Origin of the sequence: Pseudomonas thivervalensis, from assembly GCF_001269655.1 — a bacterium.
Lineage (GTDB): Bacteria > Pseudomonadota > Gammaproteobacteria > Pseudomonadales > Pseudomonadaceae > Aquipseudomonas > Aquipseudomonas thivervalensis.
In genome coordinates this window covers 103933-122842 of the sequence record NZ_LHVE01000010.1, presented here as the reverse complement: position 1 = coordinate 122842, position 18910 = coordinate 103933, and the positions used below count along the sequence as shown (strand labels likewise).

Genomic DNA, 18910 nt, shown 5'->3' with positions numbered 1-18910 from the left:
GTTTCCTTGTTATGGGGCGCTCAGAGCGTGGATTTAGCGATGACCTGCAGGCTCATCTGCTCCAGCAATTTGTTCATCTGAACGAACTGCGCGAAGCGTTTGTCCTGGGTCTGGCCGTGGAAGAAGCGGTAGTAGATCTGTTGGACGATCCCGGCCAGACGGAACAGGCCGTACGTGTAGTAGAAGTCGAAGTTGTCGATGCGGATCCCGGCGCGCTCGGCGTAGTAATCGACGAATTCGCGGCGGGTCAGCATGCCGGGTGCATGGCTTGGCTGGCGACGCATCAGTTGCACCGGTGACGGGTCATCGGCCTCGATCCAGTAGGCGAGGCTGTTGCCCAGGTCCATCAACGGGTCGCCGAGGGTGGTCAGTTCCCAGTCCAGCACACCGATGATCTGCATCGGGTTCTGCGGGTCGAGTATCACGTTGTCGAAGCGGTAGTCGTTGTGGACGATGCTCGACGTCGGGTGGTCGGCGGGCATTTTGTCGTTGAGCCAGGCCTTGACCGTCTCCCATTTCGGCGCATCGGGGGTCAGGGCTTTTTCGTAGCGGTCGCTCCAGCCACGGATCTGCCGGGCCACGTAGCCTTCGGGCTTGCCCAGGTCGGCCAGGCCGCAAGCGTTGTAGTCGACGCGGTGCAATTCGACGAGCCGGTCAATGAAGCTCTTGCACAGGGCTTCGGTGCGGGCGGCGTCGAAACCCAGCTCCGGCGGCAGCTCGGCGCGCAGGATGATGCCCTTGACCCGCTCCATCACATAGAACTCGGCGCCCATCACCGATTCGTCGGTGCAGTGCACGTAGGCTTTGGGGCAATACGGGAACGCATCGCGCAATTGGTTGAGGATGCGGAACTCACGGCCCATGTCGTGGGCGGACTTGGCCTTGTGGCCGAACGGCGGCCGGCGCAGGACGAATTCCTGTTCGGGGTACTCCAGCAGGTAGGTCAGGTTCGACGCGCCACCGGGGAACTGGCTGATCGTCGGCAGGCCGGTGAGGCCGGGAATGTGGGCCTTGAGGTACGGGTCGATCAGGTTGGCATCGAGTTCTTCACCGTCGCGCACGCGGGTGGACTGATCAGTAAACGCCATGCTTATCCCTTCTGCTTATTTTGGAGGCCATCGATCATTGGCTAATCTAATGGCGCGTGGGAGGCGTCACAAGCACGCCAGGGTCTTATAGGTTAGCGTGTTGCCGGATAATCAGCGGGCTTGATGCATGGCGGCGTGCGCGTTGGAGGCGGGCGAGCTAAGGTTCTGAGGTCTGTCGCTTTCAGAGGAGCCACCCTGATGGGATGCCCGCAAGTCTGTGGCACCGCGACCCTGCAATGCAGTTTCGGTGCCGCCCCGGCGGTGCTCAATGTGCTGCCGGTCAATCGCCTGCTGACCGGCGGGATGCCGGCGGCGAACATCATGGATCACATCCCGCTGGTGAACATCACCACCTTCGGCATGTGCATGAGCCTGGCGAATCCCACCGTGGCCGCCGCCACCGCCGCGGCCCTGGGCGTGCTGACCCCCATGCCCTGCATCCCGGCCACCGCGGCCCCGTGGATCCCCGGCGGCGCCCCGACCCTGTTGCTGGGCAACATGCCGGCCATCGACGCCAACAGCACCCTGATGTGCAGCTGGGCCGGGGTGATCAAGATCGTCGTGCCGGGGCAGGTGCAGATGTTGATTCCCTGACGGTGACACCCGCGGCACCGCAGATCCCCACTGTGGGAGCGAGCTTGCTCGCGATAGCGGTTGATCAGATTGCAGTGATGTTGACTGTGCCGTCGTCATCGCGAGCAAGCTCGCTCCCACAAGGGAATCTTCCACAAAGGGATCTGTGGTGGTCGCTCAATCTCGATTCACTGTCTGGGCAACTCGGCCTCAAGCACTGGCATGGGTCAGCCCGGTCAAGGTGTCCGCGATGGCCTTCGTACGTTGTGCCGTGCCTTCGGTGGTACGGCTCGAGTCTTCCAGGGCGTCGAGCATCTCGCGCAAGGCGCTCACGGCGACGGACTGGTCTTCAATCTGCTGGGCGACGCCTTGGATTTCCGTCGAAAGCAGATCGATGTCCACGCCGATTTCCGCAGCATTCTTGCGGGTGATCTCCGCCAGCTTGCGAACTTCATCAGCCACCACCGCAAATCCTCTGCCCATCTCACCGGCCCGCGCGGCTTCGATGGCGGCGTTGAGCGCCAACAGGTTGGTCTGTCCTGCGATTTGCTGGATGACCTGGACAATCGACTGAATGCGCAAGCTCGAACTGGCGAGCGCACGGGCGCCGACCACGGCTTCACCTGCTTGGGTGGCAAGTTGCTCAACGGTCGTACCGGCCTGCTCGGCGACGCTGTGTTGCCGGTCGATCGTGCCCGTCAGGTCATCCATCGACAGGTGCAGCTCGCCGGAGTAATGCTTGATCTGCGTCGCCATCTGCGCCTGTTGCTGGCTGGCCTGCGCCAATACCTGGCCCAGGTCCGTCAGGCCGTCGAACACCGGCAGGATCGTCGGGTCCAGGCCACGGGTGTCCAGGGCGCTGCTGAAATCATTCCGCTTGAACGCCTTGATCTGCTTGACCACCACATGGTTCAGCCCCGCCAATTTCTTGATCTGGCGGCGCAGGAAAAACGCCTTGAACTCGCCATAGTGAGCGATGAAGTTATCGACGTACTCATCGACAAAACCGGCGCCCTTGGTGACTCTGAAGAAGAAAATCGCCGTGAGCGTCTGGTTAAGGTTCAAGCCGAGGATTTCACCAAATGTCGAGAAACCGGCCAACGGCACATCGCCGAAAATACCGGCCATGCTGCCCAGGTCGCTGCTGTTGTTGAGCCGACGCAGGATGCAGTCGTTGAGAATAGCCGCCACCGGCTGGCCGCCTTTGCCCTTGAGGAATTTCTCGTAGTCGAGCCGGGTCGCCTCGCGCAGGGGCGTGCGCTTGACCATCACCAACTCTTCGCCAGGCGCCACGTCGCAGAACAGTTGGATGATCTGCTGCCGGTGGTCGATGCGGGCAATGGAACGGACGAACAGCTCATCACCCACGCGGATGGCGAATGAATAATCGGCCAGCTTCTTCTCCAACGCCTGGGGGCTGCACTCGAATGCATCGCACAGTGCCTGGACCATGCTCTTGATGTTCCCACGACTGTCGATGACCTGGTCGATGGTGCGGTCTTCGACCGACGCGGTCAGCACGCTGAACGTCAGCCCGGCCGGTTGGAAGTTCTGACTCTTGAACACCCCGAAGCGCACGTCCGCCGCGGTTTTCAGGAAGACAATCTGCGCATGATTCTGATAACTGCGCTGCCCGTCACTGATCAGGGTTTTCTTGAAGTCAGCCTTGCCGCCAGCCGAACCGCCAACGAACAGGCAGGGGAAACGCCCGGATTCATACAGCGCTTCCATAAAGAACGACTCGGAGGCCGAAAGACCATCGAACACCACATAGGCCAACGTATCGCGATGATCAATGGGCGTGCTCACCTGCGCCTGCTTGATGTTATTTACCAACCGGGTGATCCGCTCACGCATGGCCAAGCGCTTGCCGCCACCGCGAATGTCCTCGCACTCCAGCGGCACCATCACTACCTCTGCCGACACAATCACACTGGCGTCGAACAACTGCAGCATCACCCGATCCCAGGTCTCGCCGGTCTGGCAATACAGCGCGTTCGCAGCGTTGCACAACTCACCCGAGGTCGTGCACAGGCTGATGGTGCTGTGGGCAAAGCGCTTCTTGACCTTGGCGGCGACCTGGTCGATGTCCAGGTGCGGGGAGACGAAACCGGTGATCAACACTGGGGTGATACGTACGTTGGCCAACGCCTGGTCGAGTTCACCCGACGTGCAGGCCACGCTCACCGTCCCTTGGGTGCGGGCTCGGGCTTTGTTGAAGAGGTTCGCTAGGTTCATGGCTGGACTCGGTTGAGCGCGACGTGATGCGTACGAGGGATGCGTGGGGAGTCCTTTCGCTGTAGCGGTCACGGCTGGGGGCTTGGGTGGGCGTGAGCTTGTGCTATTTGCGGGGGCGGCCTGTAGGAGCTTTTGGTTGGGGTTTACTTCGTCTGTCGATCAGCGACTTTCGTATAGGTCCCGGAAACCTACGGAAAAAATCAGTTCTTGCTCGCTGGACGACAAAGCACCACCCGCTATGCTTCGGCAGTGGCCTCTTGCCATTCACCACAACCAACGCCAGGCGCGAGACGAGAATCTGCTCGTCATTGCCCTTTGCAGAGACAATCCATGAATAAATACAAAGCCGTGTCCGGAGTGGCCTGGGTTTTTTTGTTGGGTTGCATCGTTATCTGGATGGGGGGTGTTTTTGCCTTGGCCAATGAAACGACGCCGGCGTCGGCGGGCGATGGGTACAAGTTGGAAGCCAGCCGCTGAACACTTGACGAAAAGCTTGGGGAAAAACTGTGGGAGCGAGCCTGCTCGCGATGACGGCGGCACATTCAGCGTCACTGCAAGCTGATCCACCGCTATCGCGAGCAGGCTCGCTCCCACAGGGGGACGGTGCCAGTCGAGAAATCGAGGCTCATCACCCATCCAGTGTGGGAGCGAGCCTGCTCGCGATGACGGCGGCACATCCAGCATCGATGCAAGCTGATCCACCGCTATCGCGAGCAGGCTCGCTCCCACAAGGGGAGTGTCACAGTCAATAGATCGGGGTTTACCAGCGATCTGGTGTGGGAACGGGCCTTCAGCCCAAATCCCCAGCCGCATGCCGCTCCGGCACCTGGCTCGCCTCATCGCCCCACGTGCGGTTGACCCGCTGCCCACGCTGTACGGCCGGCCGCTTGGCGATCTCTTCCGCCCAGCGCTGCACATGGGTGTATTCGTGAGCACTCAGGAATTCGGCGGCGCCGTACACGTTGTTGCGCACCAGTTGCCCATACCAGGGCCAGACCGCGATGTCGGCGATGGTGTAGTCATCGCCGGCCAGGTAGTGGCTTTCGCCAAGGCGGCGGTCCAGGACGTCGAGTTGGCGCTTGGCTTCCATGGTGAAGCGATTGATCGGGTATTCGAGTTTCTCCGGCGCGTAGGCGTAGAAATGCCCGAAGCCACCGCCCAGGTACGGTGCAGAGCCCATCTGCCAGAACAGCCAATTCAGGGTTTCGGTGCGACCTGCCGGGTCGGTGGGCAGAAGGGCGCCGAATTTTTCCGCCAGGTAAAGCAGGATCGAGCCGGACTCGAAGACCCGGATGGCGGGTTCCACGCTGCGGTCCAGCAGGGCCGGGATCTTGGAGTTGGGGTTGATCTCGACAAAGCCGCTGGAGAACTGATCGCCCTCGTTGATGCGGATCAGCCAGGCGTCGTACTCCGCGCCCGCATGACCCAGCGCCAGCAGCTCCTCCAGCAGGATGGTCACCTTCACGCCGTTGGGCGTGGCCAGGGAGTAGAGCTGCAGCGGGTGCTTGCCAACCGGCAAGGTTTTTTCGTGGGTCGGCCCGGCGACCGGGCGGTTGATGCTGGCGAAATGGCCGCCAGACGGGGCGTCGTTTTTCCAGACCTTGGGCGGAACGTAGGACGCTTTACTCATCGGGACATACCTCATCGTTGCTTGCGGTGTGATCCCCCAGAGTCTACCGCTGTTCGTTCATGATTCGTGCGACTTCACCGGATGCCTTGAGTTTTTCGAAAGCGAGTTGGGCCTTGGCGACGACTTCATCCGGCGTGCTCAGGCTGAAGGCCAAGTGGACTTTGTGAGGTTGTTCGTCGAGGGTATAGACCTCTTCCAGCGAAGTGAAATCCACCTGGGCATCCTTGCTCATCAGGCGCGCGGTATTCTCCGGCATCGGCAGTAACTGGATCTGGCGATTCAGCAGTTTTTCAAAGTTGTCGTGGTTGTTGGCCGAGATGACCAGCCGGGTGAATCCACGTTGTTGCAGGTAGATCTGCTTGGCGTCGTTTCGCACCACGCCGATGCTGTACTGCTTGGCTTCTTCGAGGCTGTTGACGGCGATGTCTTTATTATCGCGCAATTTATAGAGCCGGCTCGCCACGCGATGTATTTCACCCACCCATTTGAATAATTGTTCGCGGGCCGGGGTGCGGTCCAACGGGAAGATCAGCACGTTGGGCTCGTGCAGCGCCTTTTCGTAGGCCCGGGCCCATGGGTACAGCGACAGGCTGTAATCGGTGAGCTGCGCGCTTTTCAGCGTTTCTTCGGCGATGCGAATGCCCGGCCCGATGACCTTGTCGTCACGCTGATGGGCGTACAGGGAGTCTTCGGTCACGACTTCGATCGTGTCGGCGTGGCTGTGCAGGCTGATCGAGGCGAGTAGCAAGCACGAGCAGAGTATCAGGCGATAGTGCATAGATAGACCTCATGGCGCGCGAGAGTAATTACAGGGCGACGCGGTCGCGTCCCTGGTGTTTGGCCCGGTACAGCGCCTGGTCGGCGCGTTGCAACAGTTGATCGAAATGGTCCATGGTCTGCGTGTCCAACTCGGCGACGCCGATGCTCACGGTGACGAAAGGTGAAACCTTGGAACCGCTGTGGGGCAGCTCACGTTCCGCCAGGCTGGCGCGCAAGCGTTGGGCGGCTTCGCAGGCTTGGGCCGCGTCGACGTTGGGCAGGACCACGACGAACTCTTCGCCGCCTACGCGGGCGGTCAGTTCGCCTGAGCGGCCGAACACAGTGCGCAGGGTTTCGGCGATCTCTTTCAGGCACAGGTCGCCCTGCATGTGGCCGTAGGTGTCGTTGTAGATCTTGAAGAAATCGACGTCGCACATAAGCACGGCCAGCGGGGTGTTGTGGCGGATCGCCCGGCGAAACTCGATGTCCTTCAATTCGTCGAAGTAGCGGCGGTTGGCCAGGCCCGTCAAGGCATCGTGGCGGGACAATGCTTCAAGCGACTGGTTGGCCGCCTTCAGTTCCGCGGTGCGTGCCTCGACCAGTTCGGCCATTTGATCGCGGCTGGCGGCCAGGGCCAGTTCGTCCGAACGCTGGCGTTCGAGGTGGGCGCGCAGATTGTCCTGGAGCTCATTGACCTGGAATTCGAGCAGGCTCAGTTCGTCCTGGCGCTGCACCGCCCGTTGCAGCTTGAGGTGACGCTTGAGGGTGTGCGGCGCGAGTTCAGCCAGGTGACGGGCGATATGCACCACATGCACGGTCACCAGGCGGTTGAACATGGTCATGACCAACCCGGCCAGCAGCAAGGACTGGATGAGCTGGGTGATGACGATGCTGCGTGCTTCGCTCCAGAGGCGCTCCCACAGCAGGTTATGGTCGCCTTCGATGGTCAGCTCGCCGACTTTTTCGTGGGCCCCGGCGTAGGGCTGGGCGATGAGCTGGCGATGCAGCACCGGCACCACGCCCGACTGATCGACGGTGTATCGCTTGAGTTCGATGACTTCCGGCGCTTGCCCGGGGCGCAGGATGTTCAACACCACGCGACCCACGGGGGCTGCCGTGGCGACGCTGGTGATTTGCTGGTCGAGGGATTCACGGTCCAGTTCCCAAATGGCGTGGGCCAGGGTGTTCTGGAACACCTGATCGATCAGGGCCAGTTCCGAATTCATTTCCGCCAGGTTGTTTTCCCAGGCCAGCCAAGTGCGCCAGGTGACCATCGCCAGGGTAAAGACCAGGCAGAACAACAGCGTTGCCAGCACCAGGCGCCGTCCCAGGGAGCTGAACGCCTTGGTTGGTGGTGGCAGGGAGGACGCTGTGCGGAAAGGGCCACCCATGTCATAACCATTTGCGCACGATGGCATCGTAGACACCATTGCGACGGATGGCCTCAAGGCCTGCACGGAACTTCTCCACTGTCTCGGCCGGCGTCTTGCGGCTGAACGCCATGCTGAAGCCATCGGCACTGCTCAGCTCGGGGAGTGGCAGCGAGCGGATCAGTACCTTGTCCGGGTCTTCGCCATTCTGGCGGGTCAGGTACAGCGCGTTGAGCTCATTGGAAATCCACAGCTCCACGTGGTCGACCTTGAGCTTGCGGTAGTTGTGTTCGTACTTGGTGCTCGACTGCAATTCTTCGCCGATGCGAAAGCCCTTCGAGACCAGGTATTGCTCGCCCACGTCCTGATTGACCGTGGCGATCTGGTGACCATGGGCATCGGCCAGCGAGTCGAGTTTTACCGGCCGATCCGCCAGCGAGTAGATGTACCACTGCGTCGGGCCGATGGTGCCGACCCACTGGAAAAGCGATTCGCGTGCAGGCGTGCGGACAATCGAATAGATCAGCACATTGCTTTCATTGAGCGCCAGTTCGTAGGCACGGGCCCAGGGCATGGGCTGGATAGGCGCGTCCATGCCGACTTCCTTGAGCACGGCCTGGACCACTTCGGTGCTCATGCCGGTCACTCGCCCGTTCTGCGTCATGTTGTAGGGCGGCAGTTCCTCCGTCACGATGCGCAGCGGTGTCTCTGCCGCGCAAGCGCATGCAGCGAGGAACATCAGGACGCCCCACATCAGCAGGCGATTAAGCGGCAAACCCATTGATCATTACCCTATGCAACTGGCAGCGCCCGGCGATGGCTGAGGGCTATTGTTGATAGGGTTATCGGCTGGGCGGGCGCCTGCTTGAATCCGGCCTGTCGAAACCGACAGCCCAGCCGACGATCAACCGTTCAACAACGTCATCGTCTGCGCCTGGTATCGGTCGCCCGCCACCACACCTTTGCCTGTGAAAATCCCATCCAGCTGGGCCAATTCGTCAGCGCTCAACACCACCGAAGCGGCCGCCACATTGCTCTCCAGGTACTTGCGCTGCTTGGTGCCCGGGATCGGAATGACGTGGTCACCCTGGGCCAACACCCAACCCAGGGCCAGTTGCGAGGCACTGATGCCCTTGTCCAAGGCCAAGGCCTTGACCCGTTCGACCAGCGCCAGGTTGCGCTTGAAATTGTCGGCCTGGAAGCGCGGGTTGAAGCGGCGATAGTCATCGGCGGCAAAATCCTCCGGTGACTTCAGCTCTCCGGTCAAAAAGCCTCGGCCGAGGGGGCTGTAGGCGACAAACGCAATGCCCAGGCTTCGGCAGGTATCGAGCACGCCATTGTGCTCGGGCTCGCGGGTCCACAACGAGTATTCGCTTTGCACCGCGGCCAGCGGGTGCACGGCGTGGGCCCGTTGGATGGTTTCGGCGCTGGCCTCCGAGAGGCCGATGTGACGGACCTTGCCGGCCTTGACCAGCTCGGCCATGGCACCGATGGTTTCCTCGACGGGCACTTCAGGGTCAATGCGGTGCTGGTAGTAGAGGTCGAGGTAATCGGTGTCGAGGCGCTTGAGGCTGCCGTCGACCGATTGCCGGACGTATTCGGGGCGGCCATTGACGCCGCGGGCATGGGGATCGCTGCTGCGCACCAGGCCGAACTTGCTCGCCAGGTACACGCCTTCACGCTTGCCTCGCAGGGCCCGTCCGAGCAGTTCCTCGTTGGTATGCGGCCCATACATGTCGGCGGTGTCGAACAGCGTCACGCCCAACTCCACGGCGTGGTGCAGCGTGGCAATCGCTTCGCCCTCGTCGACGCCCGTGGTGTAGAAATCCGACATGCCCATGCAGCCCAGGCCGATGGAGGAAACGTGAGGGCCGTGATGGCCGAGGTGGCGGGTCTTCATGCTGATAGCTCCTGGAAATGAACGACCTGTGCAGTCTCCAGCAAGAGGTTTCCTGGATAAATCCCCGATTATTGGTTTAACTATTCGTAATATCTGAATAATGAGGCGCGACAGTGGACCGATTACAGGCCATGCAAGTGTTCCGGCGTATCGTCGAGCTGGGCGGTTTCGGCAAGGCGGCCGATGACCTTGGCTTGCCCCGGGCCACCGTCAGCCTGTTGATCCAGCAGTTGGAAGCCCACTTGGGTGTGCAACTGTTGCAGCGCACCACCCGGCAGGTGCGGGCAACACTGGATGGCCAGGCGTATTACCAGCGCAGCGGCCAGTTGCTGGACGACCTCGATGATCTGGAGAGTTCGTTGTCGGTGCAGCGGAGCCAACCGCGGGGCACCTTGAAAGTGGACATGCCGATCGCCTTTGGTTGCACCTGGATCCTGCCGCGCCTGGCGGATTTTTATCGCCGCTACCCGGCGTTGCAACTGGACATTGGTTTTCATGATCACCAGGTCCATCTGCAGCGCGAGGGCGTGGATTGCGCAATCCGCGCCGGCCATATCATTGATCAAGGCTTGGTCGCGCGGCCCATCGTGTGCCTGCATCAACTGACCTGTGCCAGCCCCGGCTACCTCGCTCGCGTCGGCACGCCTCGGCGTCTGGAGGATTTGCCAGCACACCAGGCCATCGGCTTTGCGTCTGGCAATGGACGGTTCTTCCCGTTCGAATTCGAGGTGGCGGGGCGGGTGCGGGAAATGCAATTGCCGAGTGAGTTGAACGTCAACAATGCCGACGCTTATGTGACGGCCTGTGAAGCGGGATTCGGCTTGATCCAGGTGCCGCGTTATCACGTGCAACGGCAGTTGGCCGAGGGCAGGCTGGTCGAAGTGTTGAGCGAGTACGGCGTGCCGTCGTGGCCGATCTCGGCGGTGTATCCGCCCCATCGACAGTTGTCGCCGAGGGTGCGGGTGTTTATCGATTGGGTGGTTGAGTTGTTGCAGGGGGAGGCGGATGTGCGGGGGGAGTTGATGATGAGGGCTTAAAACCGCTCGTCACTCCTGTCAACTCTGACAGTAGTGAGGTGAAAGGACTTTCCCTATACCTGTAGTCCCATCACTTCCTTTGAAGAGCAACTGGTATGACTACGCAAAAAGCAACTAAAGCGGCAGGCGATCTTGACCCAAGCTTTGGTGACGGGGGAACAGTAGTGTTCACTCTTGCCCAAGGCAGTTTTTTAGGAGCGTCAAAATTACTCAGTGACGGAAAAATATTCTCGGCTGGTGCCAATGCCGATGATGTTGTTTTGGTGCGACACCTGAGTAATGGCGACCTGGATGATTCTTTTGGTGAGCATGGCATTACGCGCATCAAGCTTTTTCCCGGTGTCCGCATAGCGAAGGTCGTTTTAAACCTCCAACCCAATGATCACGCCTTTGTATTCGGCAGTGTCGGGGAAAAGCTTGAAGCGATACTTTTTCTCCTCAGGATTTTGCCTGACGGAACACTGGACACCCGCTTTGGCATGAAAGGGCGTGTGATTATCAATTTGCCAGAGGGCGAAAATATTGCTCATGTTGTAGCGGTCCAACCCGACGGAAAAATCGTCCTCGTCGCGAGGGTTGTGAGAGGGTATGAGAACTATGATGAAGTTCTCCTTCGGCTTGACAGCAAAGGGGAGCTTGACCTGACCTTCGGCGAAACCGGCATGGTATTTGTCGGGAAGGTTCACTTTTCATCACTGATCGTGCTCCCGGATGACCGGCTGCTTTTCGCCGGGGCAAAAAAAGGTGCCTTGTTGTTTGCACGCTATTTGAGTGATGGACGACCTGATCCTTCTTTTGGCGAGGAAGGTGTTGTTACGATTGAAGTATCACAAGTCCAATTCGCGCAAATTCTTGCCGCTGAGCGGCAGCGAGATGGAAAAATCGTGGCCGTGGGTTCTGCGGAGATTGAATCGAAGGGAGCCCATGCTTTGATAGCGCGAATCAATCCTGACGGAAGTCTGGACGAGACTTTTCATCACGGAACACCTGCTGTTATTGGTTTTCAAGGTTACGAAGTTCAGAATCACGCTGTGGCCATTCAATCTGACAATAAAATCATTGCAGCAGGATCATCCCTGGGGACCGAAAAAACCGCTAATTTCACGTTGATGCGGTTTCTTCCCAACGGCGCGCCAGACCTCGAGTTCGGATTGCATGGTCGAGTCATGACAGACTTGGGCGGTTTGGATTTGGCTCGGAGCGTCTCTTTGCAAGCCGACGGAAAGATAGTGGCGTCCGGGTGGATTTTGGGCTTGCCTGGAACAGGCGTGGGGATAGCGCGTTATCTGAGCTGATGAGACAGCGCCTGTGGTCACGCCTTGACCCAACGCTGGCGACTCCAACCGCTCAACGAGTCGACCGCCAGAACCAGCAACAGCATCGCCAGGATTACCGTGCTGCCTTGGGCTTCCTGGAACAGGCTGAGGCTGACGTAGAGCATTTGCCCCAGGCCCCCGGCGCCGACGAAACCGAGCACGCTGGCCATGCGGATATTGTTTTCCCAGCGGTACAGGACATAGGCCAGTAGCTGGGGCAGGAGGTTGGGCAGCGTGCCGTAGCAGAACGCCAAGACCGCATTGCCACCTTGCAAGCGGATGGCGTCGGCGGGTTCGGAGGGGGTATTTTCCAGGGCCTCGGCGAACAGCCGGCCGAGCACGCCGGTGGTGTGCAGGGCCAGGGCCAGGGTGCCGGCATTGGGGCCGAGCCCGGCGGCCAGGACCATCAGCGCGGCCCACACCAGTTCTGGCACGGCGCGCAAGGCATTGAGCACCAGGCGCGAAGCGCTCTGCAGGGGCCAGCCGAAGCGCCCGGCGGCAGGCAAGGCCAACAGCAGGCCGAATACCGCCGCGAGCAGCGTACCGAGGGCGGACATGGCGAGGGTTTCCAGGGCGCCGCGGCCGATCGCCTGCAAATGGCCCGGGCTCAGGTCCGGGCTGAGAAAGCGCTGCGCATAAGCCGCCATCCGCTGCAGGTTGCCGCTGTCGCCGAGCTCACCCAGGTCGATGCCCAGGTAGACGAACGAGGCGACGACCGCTACGCCGATGCACAGGACCATGACCACGTTGAGCAGGCGATTCATGCCAGCCTCCAGCGCAGCAGGCGGCTGAGTTGATCGGCGAGCAGTACCAACGCCAGGAACGTCAGCAGCAGGCTGGCCACTTCACCGCCGGCGAACATGCGCAGCGACAGGTCCATTTGCTGGCCCAGGCCTCCGGCACCGACGAAACCCATTACCACGGAGGCGCGGATCGCGCATTCCCAGCGATACACCGTGTACGACAACAGTTCCGCCGCGACATTGGGTAGGATCCCGTAGCAGAAGGCCGCGAGTCGGCTGCTGCCGGACTGCAAGAGCGCGTGGGCCGGACGCTGGTCGACCGATTCGTAGATTTCCGCGTAGACCTTGCCCAGCATGCCGCTGTAGGTAATGGCAATTGCCAGTACACCGGCCGTGGGGCCGAGGCCGACGGCGCGGACGAAGAGCAAGGCCCAGACGATTTCCGGGACGCTGCGCAAGAAAATCAACAGGCCGCGTACCGGCCAGCGCAGCAATTGGCCCCAATAGCCCGGATGGCCGGCACGGGACGCGGCCGACAGTGACAGGGCGCGGCTGGCCAGCAGGCTCGCGGGCACCGCCAGCAGCAACGCCAGGGCCATGCCGGCCGTGGCGATCGCCAGCGTCTGCAAGGTGGTCTGCCACAGCAGTTCAACGAATTCGTCGCCATGGGCGGGCGGCCAGAACGCCGCGACGAACCGGCCCATTTCGCTCTGGCTGTCGCTTGCCAGCAGCACGCCGAGGTCCAATTCGCTGAATCGGATGCCCGGCCACAGCAGCACGAGGGCCAGCAGGCTGAGCAGCAGGCGAGGGCGGGTGGCGGGGTCTCGGGTATCGCGTGTCAGCATCGGGGGATCTGCACGCTCAAGGTGGTAGGGGGCGTTGGCGAAGGTTGCAGTTGTTCGTTGGCATAGAGCGTGTCGAGCAACGGACGGTCGACCGCCTCGGTGGGCAGGTCGAACAGGATCTGCCCATCCCGCAGGCCAATGACCCGGGAGAAATGCGCCAAGGCCAGTTCCACCGCGTGCAGGCTGGCGACCAGGGTGACGTTGTGTTCACGGGCATGGCGGCAAAGCACCGACAGCGTGTGCTCGGCCAATACCGGGTCCATGGCCGAAACCGGTTCGTCGGCCAGCAACACCTCCGGCGCCTGGTACAACACCCGGGCGATGCCCACGCGTTGCAGTTGTCCGCCGGACAATTGCTGGCATTGCACGAACAGTTTGTCGCCCAGGTCCAGTCGGGCCAATGCCGCCGTGGCGCCTGGGATATCCAGCGGATGGAGCAGGTTCAACAGGCTCTTGCCGAAACCCCACTGACCCAGTTTTCCGGCCAGGACTGCCGTGACCACGCGCTGGCGCGGCGGCAGGGGCGGCGACTGGTGGATCAGGCCGATGCGCGCGCGCAGGCGCTGGCGCTGGCGGGCAGACAGTTGCCAGGCGGGTTCGCCGAGCAACTGCACCTCGCCGCTGCCTGGGCGCAGCGCGGTGGCCAGCAAGTTGAGCAGGCTCGACTTGCCGGCGCCGGACGGACCGATGACAGCGACCTGCTCGCCCGCGCCGATGCGCAGGTCGATGCCTCGCAGTGCCTGGACACCGTGGGCATGGGTCACGCTGACCTGGGTCAGTTGCAGGGTCATTTGAGCAGTTCGGCGGCGCGTGCGGCTTCCTCGATGCCCTGGTAGTTCTCAGGCTTGGTTTCGATGAAGCGACTGGCGGCTTGCAGGTCGAGGATTTCCTTATCCTTTGGGTTGGCCGGATCGAGTGCCAGGAAGGCCGCCTTTATCTTGGCCGCCAACGCAGGGTCGAGGGTGCCGCGCACCGTCCAGTTGTAGTCGAAGTAGGCTGGGGTGGTGGCGAAGACCTTGACCTTGGCCGTGTCGACCTTGCCGGCAGCGACCAGTTTTTCCCAGACGCTGGCGTTCAGCACGCCGGCGTCGACCTTGCCGGCCTGGACCCAGGCGACGGTGGCGTCATGGGCGCCAGAGTAGCCCACGCGGCTGAAATAGCTTTCCGGCTTGATGCCGTCCTTGAGCATGAAGTAGCGCGGCATTAGGCTGCCGGACGTCGACGACACCGAGCCGAAGGCAAAGGTCTTGCCCTTGAGGTCGGCGAGGGATTTGACGGCGGGGTCGGCGGTGATGAATTTGCTGGTGAACTGGGCGTCCTGTTCGCGCTGGACCAGGGGGATGGCGTTGCCGGTTTTCAGGCGTGCCTGCACGAAGGTGAAGCCACCCAGCCAGGCCATGTCGATCCGGTCGGTGGCCAGCGCCTCGACCACGGCCGGGTAGTCGCTCACGGGGACGAACTCGACCTTCATGCCGGTTTGCTGTTCCAGGTAAGCCCCCAGCGGCTTGAACTTGCGCAGCAGCTCGGTCGGGGCTTCGTCGGGAATCGCACTGACTTTCAGGGTGTCGGCGGCCTGCGCCAGCCAGCTGCAAAACGACAGGGCTACACCAGCGGCCAATGCCAGGGACGGCTTGAGCATGAAGGATCTCCGATACAGGAAGGCAAGGAATGTTGAAGGGTCACGCCCATGTGAATGGCGGTACGCCGTTCTGTGAGGGTAGACGAAGGAGAGGGATGGTAACCGTTTCTGGCTATGAACTCACCCAAACCCCTTGTGGGAGCGAGCTTGCTCGCGATAGCGCAGGATCAGTCGCAAGGGCTGTGACTGACACGCCGCTATCGCGAGCAAGCTCGCTCCCACAGTGGTCGGTGTCAGGCAGGTGATCGTGAGGTTAGAACCGCTGGGTGAACAAGTCGGTGCCAGGCGTCCCTGCCTGGCGGGTTTCAATAGAACTGGGGCACGATGAGCTCCGGTGGCGTCGGGCTGCGGGAGTAGTCTTCCTGTCGTACCCGCTGCGGCAGTTCGATGGTCGGCAGTTCCACTTCTTCATAGGGCATCTGCCCAAGCAGGTGATGGATGCAGTTGAGCCGGGCTTTTTTCTTGTCGTCGGCGTGCACCACCCACCAGGGGGCCTCGGCGATGTGGGTGCGTTCGAGCATGATTTCCTTGGCCTTGGTGTAGGCCTCCCAGCGCCGACGGGACTCCAGGTCCATGGGGCTGAGCTTCCATTGCTTGAGCGGGTCATGAATGCGGCTGAGAAAGCGCAGGTGCTGTTCCTGGTCGGAAATGGAAAACCAGTACTTGATCAACTGGATGCCGGAGCGGGCGAGCATCCGTTCGAATTCCGGCACCGTGCGGAAGAACTCTTCGTACTGGTCGTCGGTGCAGAACCCCATGACTTGCTCGACCCCGGCGCGGTTGTACCAACTGCGGTCGAACAGCACGATTTCACCGGCCGCGGGCAGGTGCGAGACGTAGCGCTGGAAGTACCATTGAGTCCGTTCACGGTCGTTGGGCGCGGGCAGGGCGGCGACGCGACACACCCGGGGATTGAGCCGCTGGGTGATGCGCTTGATCACGCCACCCTTGCCGGCGGCGTCGCGCCCTTCGAACAGGATCACGACCTTGTGCCCGGTCTTGACCACCCAGCTTTGCAGCTTCACCAGTTCGCCCTGGAGGCGGAACAGTTCGCTGAAATACAGTCGACGGGTTTCCTTCTCGCTGCTCTGCGGGGCGTGTTCGTCGAACAAGGCGTTCAGGTCATGCCCGTCTTCGGATAACTCCAGCTCCAGTTCTTCGTCGCTGTGATCGAGCAATTCGCGGTGGATGCGCTGTACCAAGGTGTCCTGGGTTGAAAGCATGATGGAGAACTCGGTCATGGAGGCGAATCCACGCTAGTTGCAAGTTATTACACAGTCGTGACGGTCATCTATGCTTCACGCGCAGGTAACAATTATCTGAAGGCAGGGGTTGACCGAAACGTCGCCGACGCGTGCCTGTTTCCAGGGCCGCGCAAGGAGTGTCATCCAGATGTCATCGAACCCATGGCAGGATCCTCGCAAACCATCGTGGTATGTCTGGCAGCGCTTGTGCCTGCTGGCGGATGAATCAAGGAACACCACTATGAAAGGCGACGCCCCTCTGTTCGCAGCCATTGACCTGGGCTCCAATGCCTTTCGCCTGATGATTGGCCAGTCGGTCAAGCGCAATCGACGCCTGGTGATCCAAGAGGTGAAAACCCTGCGCGAACCTGTCCGATTGGCCGAAGGCCTGCAAGCCGGGGCACTGGACGAGTTGGCGCTGGATCGAGGCTGGCAGGCCCTCGCTCGATTCGGCAAAAAACTGCGTGGCTTTGAAGCGGGGCGGGTGCGGGCGGTGGCGACCAGTGCCGTGCGCGAAGCGGCGAACGCCCAACTGTTCCTGGCCAGTGCCGAACGGCACCTGGGGTTTCGGATCGACGTGCTGTCGGGGCATGAAGAAGCCCGACTGGTGTATGCCGGTGTGGCCCATACGGTGCCCGGTGTCGAGCAGACGCGATTGGTGGTGGACATCGGCGGTGGCTCGACCGAACTGATTCTGGGGCAGGGCGCCCAGCCGTTGTTGACGGAGAGCATTGCCGTCGGCAGTGGTGTCTTTGGTGCACGTTACTTTGCCGGCGGACGCATCACCGCTCAGGCGCTGCTGGAGGCTGAACGCGTGGCCGTCTTGCAGTTCGAAGGGGTGGCGGCGCGTTATCGCGCACAGGGCTGGCAGCAGGTGATCGGCTCATCCGGTACCGCGCGGATGTTGGCCAAGGTGCTCAAGGCCAATGGTCTCAACGACTTCGGGCGCGGTGGCATTACCTACAGCGGGTTGTTGCGCCTGTCATTGCGGCTGCTGGAAGTCGGGCATGTCGACCAGCTCAGGTTGGCCGGTTTGCAACGTCATCGCCTGGGCATCCTGCCTGGTGGCCTGGCGATCATGCTGGCGGCGTTCAAGGTCTTCGGTATTACAGACATGTTCGCTAGCGAAGCGGGTCTCAGGTTCGGTGTACTTCATGGCCTGATGCATCAGCACTGATCACCCATCGTTGTCCCGCAGCGCCGGTGATCGCGACGGCTCAAGGTCGAGCATCAGCGCTGGTCGGTTCCCCCTCCTTAGTCAGATCATCCAGCATTTCGTCGCCTGGGCAGCCGGTACGTCCGGCTATCGCCAAGCGTCGGCCTGGATCAGGATGATTGCGTGAACGGGGCTTTTCGCTCTTTCGATATGCAGTGAGTGAAGGCACAATGCGCATCCTTTTTTGGCTCGCCTTGCCCGGAGGCCTCGAAAATGATCAAAACGCCGTACTACCTCATCGACAAACAAAAGCTGCTGGCGAACATGCAGAAGATCGCCTATGTGCGTGAGCAGTCCGGGGCCAAGGCCTTGCTGGCGCTCAAATGCTTCGCCACCTGGTCGGTGTTCGACCTGATGCAGCAGTACATGGACGGCACCACCTCGTCGTCGCTTTACGAACTCAAGCTCGGCCGGCAGAAGTTCGCCGGCGAGACCCACGCCTACAGCGTGGCCTGGGCCGACGATGAGATCGAGGAGATGCTCGCCAACTGCGACAAGATCATCTTCAACTCCATCGGCCAGTTGCAGCGCTACACCGAGGCCTCGGCCGGCAAGGTCCGTGGCCTGCGGGTCAATCCGCAAGTGAGCAGTTCCGATTACCTGCTGGCCGACCCGGCGCGACCGTTCAGCCGCCTGGGTGAATGGGACCCGGTGAAGATCGAGCAGGTCATCGAGCATATCTCCGGCTTCATGTTCCACAACAACTGCGAGAACGGCGATTTCGGGCTGTTCGACCAGATGCTGGGCACTATCGAGGAACGCTTTGGTCACTTGCTGCATAAGGTCGAGTGGGTCAGCCTCGGTGGCGGCATCCATTTCACCGGCGAGGGCTACGCCCTGGACGCCTTTTGCGCACGGCTCAAGGCCTTCTCGCAAAAGTATGGCGTGCAGGTCTACCTGGAACCGGGCGAGGCAGCGATCACCCAGAGTGCGTCGCTGGAAGTCACCGTGCTCGACACGCTCTACAACGGCAAGCACCTGGCCGTGGTGGACAGCTCCATCGAGGCGCACATGCTCGATCTGCTGATCTATCGCCTGGACGCCAAGCTGGCACCCAGCGAGGGCGAACACACCTACATGGTGTGCGGCAAATCCTGCCTGGCCGGAGACATTTTTGGCGAATACAAATTCGATCGTCCGCTGTCCATCGGCGATCGGCTGTCGTTCATCGACGCAGCGGGCTACACCATGGTCAAGAAAAACTGGTTCAACGGCCTGAAAATGCCGTCCATCGTTGTGAAGCAACTCGACGGCAGCGTCGAGGTGGTTCGCGAGTTTGTTTACGACGACTACTTGTCCAGCCTCTCTTGAG

18 protein-coding genes and 1 pseudogene are annotated in these 18910 nt (G+C 61.2%); 6 read left to right on the top strand and 13 right to left on the bottom strand.

Annotation, left to right across the window (positions count from 1 at the left end):
- Positions 1 to 20: 20 nt before the first annotated feature.
- A complete protein-coding gene (locus AD659_RS15415; RefSeq protein ID WP_053122767.1) occupies positions 21 to 1088 on the bottom strand; it encodes a phosphotransferase family protein in 1068 nt (355 codons plus the stop codon).
- A 198-nt stretch (positions 1089 to 1286) separates the two neighbouring features.
- Here AD659_RS15415 and AD659_RS15410 point away from each other — a divergent pair, with 198 nt between their 5' ends.
- Complete coding sequence (locus AD659_RS15410) at positions 1287 to 1682, top strand: DUF4280 domain-containing protein (RefSeq protein WP_053122765.1); 396 nt, start codon at positions 1287 to 1289, stop codon at positions 1680 to 1682.
- Between the two features lie 189 nt (positions 1683 to 1871).
- Here AD659_RS15410 and AD659_RS30535 read toward each other — a convergent pair whose 3' ends face one another.
- Entirely contained in the window at positions 1872 to 2372 is a 501-nt protein-coding gene (locus AD659_RS30535; RefSeq protein ID WP_425287132.1) for a methyl-accepting chemotaxis protein, read from the bottom strand.
- A gap of 372 nt (positions 2373 to 2744) precedes the next feature.
- A pseudogene (locus AD659_RS30530) lies at positions 2745 to 3899 on the bottom strand (FIST signal transduction protein); the annotation flags it as partial.
- Between the two features lie 330 nt (positions 3900 to 4229).
- On the opposite strand from AD659_RS30530, the gene AD659_RS29800 reads away from it, so the two are divergent.
- On the top strand, positions 4230 to 4376 hold the full coding sequence (locus AD659_RS29800; protein WP_156330589.1) for a hypothetical protein: 147 nt from the start codon (positions 4230 to 4232) through the stop codon (positions 4374 to 4376).
- A 313-nt stretch (positions 4377 to 4689) separates the two neighbouring features.
- On the opposite strand, the gene yghU is transcribed toward AD659_RS29800, so the two are convergent.
- From yghU to AD659_RS15380, 5 genes are all read right to left on the bottom strand, one after another.
- Entirely contained in the window at positions 4690 to 5529 is an 840-nt protein-coding gene (yghU, locus tag AD659_RS15400; protein ID WP_053122761.1) for a glutathione-dependent disulfide-bond oxidoreductase, read from the bottom strand.
- Positions 5530 to 5572: 43 nt separating this feature from the next.
- Positions 5573 to 6307 carry a substrate-binding periplasmic protein gene (locus tag AD659_RS15395; RefSeq protein WP_053122759.1) on the bottom strand — a complete coding sequence of 245 codons (735 nt, stop codon included), beginning with the start codon at positions 6305 to 6307 and terminating at the stop codon, positions 5573 to 5575.
- Positions 6308 to 6335: 28 nt separating this feature from the next.
- Positions 6336 to 7679 carry a GGDEF domain-containing protein gene (locus AD659_RS15390; protein WP_053122757.1) on the bottom strand — a complete coding sequence of 448 codons (1344 nt, stop codon included), beginning with the start codon at positions 7677 to 7679 and terminating at the stop codon, positions 6336 to 6338.
- Position 7680: 1 nt separating this feature from the next.
- On the bottom strand, positions 7681 to 8439 hold the full coding sequence (locus AD659_RS15385) for a substrate-binding periplasmic protein (protein WP_053122755.1): 759 nt from the start codon (positions 8437 to 8439) through the stop codon (positions 7681 to 7683).
- Positions 8440 to 8562: 123 nt separating this feature from the next.
- On the bottom strand, positions 8563 to 9558 hold the full coding sequence (locus AD659_RS15380; RefSeq protein WP_053122753.1) for an aldo/keto reductase: 996 nt from the start codon (positions 9556 to 9558) through the stop codon (positions 8563 to 8565).
- A gap of 113 nt (positions 9559 to 9671) precedes the next feature.
- On the opposite strand from AD659_RS15380, the gene AD659_RS15375 reads away from it, so the two are divergent.
- Both AD659_RS15375 and AD659_RS15370 read left to right on the top strand, forming a co-directional pair.
- Entirely contained in the window at positions 9672 to 10595 is a 924-nt protein-coding gene (locus AD659_RS15375; RefSeq protein WP_053122751.1) for a LysR family transcriptional regulator, read from the top strand.
- A 95-nt stretch (positions 10596 to 10690) separates the two neighbouring features.
- Positions 10691 to 11890 carry a hypothetical protein gene (locus tag AD659_RS15370; RefSeq protein WP_053122749.1) on the top strand — a complete coding sequence of 400 codons (1200 nt, stop codon included), beginning with the start codon at positions 10691 to 10693 and terminating at the stop codon, positions 11888 to 11890.
- Between the two features lie 17 nt (positions 11891 to 11907).
- Here AD659_RS15370 and phnE read toward each other — a convergent pair whose 3' ends face one another.
- The 5 genes from phnE to ppk2 form a co-directional block, all read right to left on the bottom strand.
- The gene (gene phnE / locus AD659_RS15365; RefSeq protein WP_053122747.1) at positions 11908 to 12675 is read right to left on the bottom strand and encodes a phosphonate ABC transporter, permease protein PhnE; all 768 of its coding nucleotides are present in this window, start codon (positions 12673 to 12675) and stop codon (positions 11908 to 11910) included.
- Complete coding sequence (locus tag AD659_RS15360) at positions 12672 to 13499, bottom strand: PhnE/PtxC family ABC transporter permease (protein WP_053122745.1); 828 nt, start codon at positions 13497 to 13499, stop codon at positions 12672 to 12674. The genes phnE and AD659_RS15360 overlap by 4 nt, the downstream gene beginning before the upstream one ends.
- Entirely contained in the window at positions 13493 to 14290 is a 798-nt protein-coding gene (locus tag AD659_RS15355) for a phosphonate ABC transporter ATP-binding protein (RefSeq protein ID WP_053122742.1), read from the bottom strand. Before AD659_RS15355 ends, AD659_RS15360 begins: the two co-directional genes overlap by 7 nt.
- Positions 14287 to 15138 carry a putative selenate ABC transporter substrate-binding protein gene (locus AD659_RS15350; protein ID WP_053122741.1) on the bottom strand — a complete coding sequence of 284 codons (852 nt, stop codon included), beginning with the start codon at positions 15136 to 15138 and terminating at the stop codon, positions 14287 to 14289. Before AD659_RS15350 ends, AD659_RS15355 begins: the two co-directional genes overlap by 4 nt.
- A gap of 305 nt (positions 15139 to 15443) precedes the next feature.
- Positions 15444 to 16361 (bottom strand): polyphosphate kinase 2, encoded by a 918-nt coding sequence (gene ppk2 / locus AD659_RS15345; protein WP_053122852.1) that lies wholly within the window; start codon positions 16359 to 16361, stop codon positions 15444 to 15446.
- 262 nt (positions 16362 to 16623) lie between these two features.
- On the opposite strand from ppk2, the gene AD659_RS15340 reads away from it, so the two are divergent.
- On the top strand, positions 16624 to 17559 hold the full coding sequence (locus AD659_RS15340; protein ID WP_053122739.1) for a Ppx/GppA phosphatase family protein: 936 nt from the start codon (positions 16624 to 16626) through the stop codon (positions 17557 to 17559).
- A 252-nt stretch (positions 17560 to 17811) separates the two neighbouring features.
- Entirely contained in the window at positions 17812 to 18909 is a 1098-nt protein-coding gene (locus tag AD659_RS15335) for a carboxynorspermidine decarboxylase (protein WP_053122737.1), read from the top strand.
- The last annotated feature ends 1 nt before the right edge of the window (position 18910 follow it).

What these genes read in the sequence shown, in the direction of transcription:
- AD659_RS15415 (WP_053122767.1), bottom strand. Translation starts at nt 1,088, where the DNA reads ATGGCGTTTACTGATCAGTCCACCCGCGTGCGCGACGGTGAAGAACTC.
- AD659_RS15410 (WP_053122765.1), top strand. Translation starts at nt 1,287, where the DNA reads ATGGGATGCCCGCAAGTCTGTGGCACCGCGACCCTGCAATGCAGTTTC.
- AD659_RS30535 (WP_425287132.1), bottom strand. Translation starts at nt 2,372, where the DNA reads ATGGATGACCTGACGGGCACGATCGACCGGCAACACAGCGTCGCCGAG.
- AD659_RS29800 (WP_156330589.1), top strand. Translation starts at nt 4,230, where the DNA reads ATGAATAAATACAAAGCCGTGTCCGGAGTGGCCTGGGTTTTTTTGTTG.
- yghU (WP_053122761.1), bottom strand. Translation starts at nt 5,529, where the DNA reads ATGAGTAAAGCGTCCTACGTTCCGCCCAAGGTCTGGAAAAACGACGCC.
- AD659_RS15395 (WP_053122759.1), bottom strand. Translation starts at nt 6,307, where the DNA reads ATGCACTATCGCCTGATACTCTGCTCGTGCTTGCTACTCGCCTCGATC.
- AD659_RS15390 (WP_053122757.1), bottom strand. Translation starts at nt 7,679, where the DNA reads ATGGGTGGCCCTTTCCGCACAGCGTCCTCCCTGCCACCACCAACCAAG.
- AD659_RS15385 (WP_053122755.1), bottom strand. Translation starts at nt 8,439, where the DNA reads ATGGGTTTGCCGCTTAATCGCCTGCTGATGTGGGGCGTCCTGATGTTC.
- AD659_RS15380 (WP_053122753.1), bottom strand. Translation starts at nt 9,558, where the DNA reads ATGAAGACCCGCCACCTCGGCCATCACGGCCCTCACGTTTCCTCCATC.
- AD659_RS15370 (WP_053122749.1), top strand. Translation starts at nt 10,691, where the DNA reads ATGACTACGCAAAAAGCAACTAAAGCGGCAGGCGATCTTGACCCAAGC.
- phnE (WP_053122747.1), bottom strand. Translation starts at nt 12,675, where the DNA reads ATGAATCGCCTGCTCAACGTGGTCATGGTCCTGTGCATCGGCGTAGCG.
- AD659_RS15360 (WP_053122745.1), bottom strand. Translation starts at nt 13,499, where the DNA reads ATGCTGACACGCGATACCCGAGACCCCGCCACCCGCCCTCGCCTGCTG.
- AD659_RS15355 (WP_053122742.1), bottom strand. Translation starts at nt 14,290, where the DNA reads ATGACCCTGCAACTGACCCAGGTCAGCGTGACCCATGCCCACGGTGTC.
- AD659_RS15350 (WP_053122741.1), bottom strand. Translation starts at nt 15,138, where the DNA reads ATGCTCAAGCCGTCCCTGGCATTGGCCGCTGGTGTAGCCCTGTCGTTT.
- ppk2 (WP_053122852.1), bottom strand. Translation starts at nt 16,361, where the DNA reads ATGCTTTCAACCCAGGACACCTTGGTACAGCGCATCCACCGCGAATTG.
- AD659_RS15340 (WP_053122739.1), top strand. Translation starts at nt 16,624, where the DNA reads ATGAAAGGCGACGCCCCTCTGTTCGCAGCCATTGACCTGGGCTCCAAT.
- AD659_RS15335 (WP_053122737.1), top strand. Translation starts at nt 17,812, where the DNA reads ATGATCAAAACGCCGTACTACCTCATCGACAAACAAAAGCTGCTGGCG.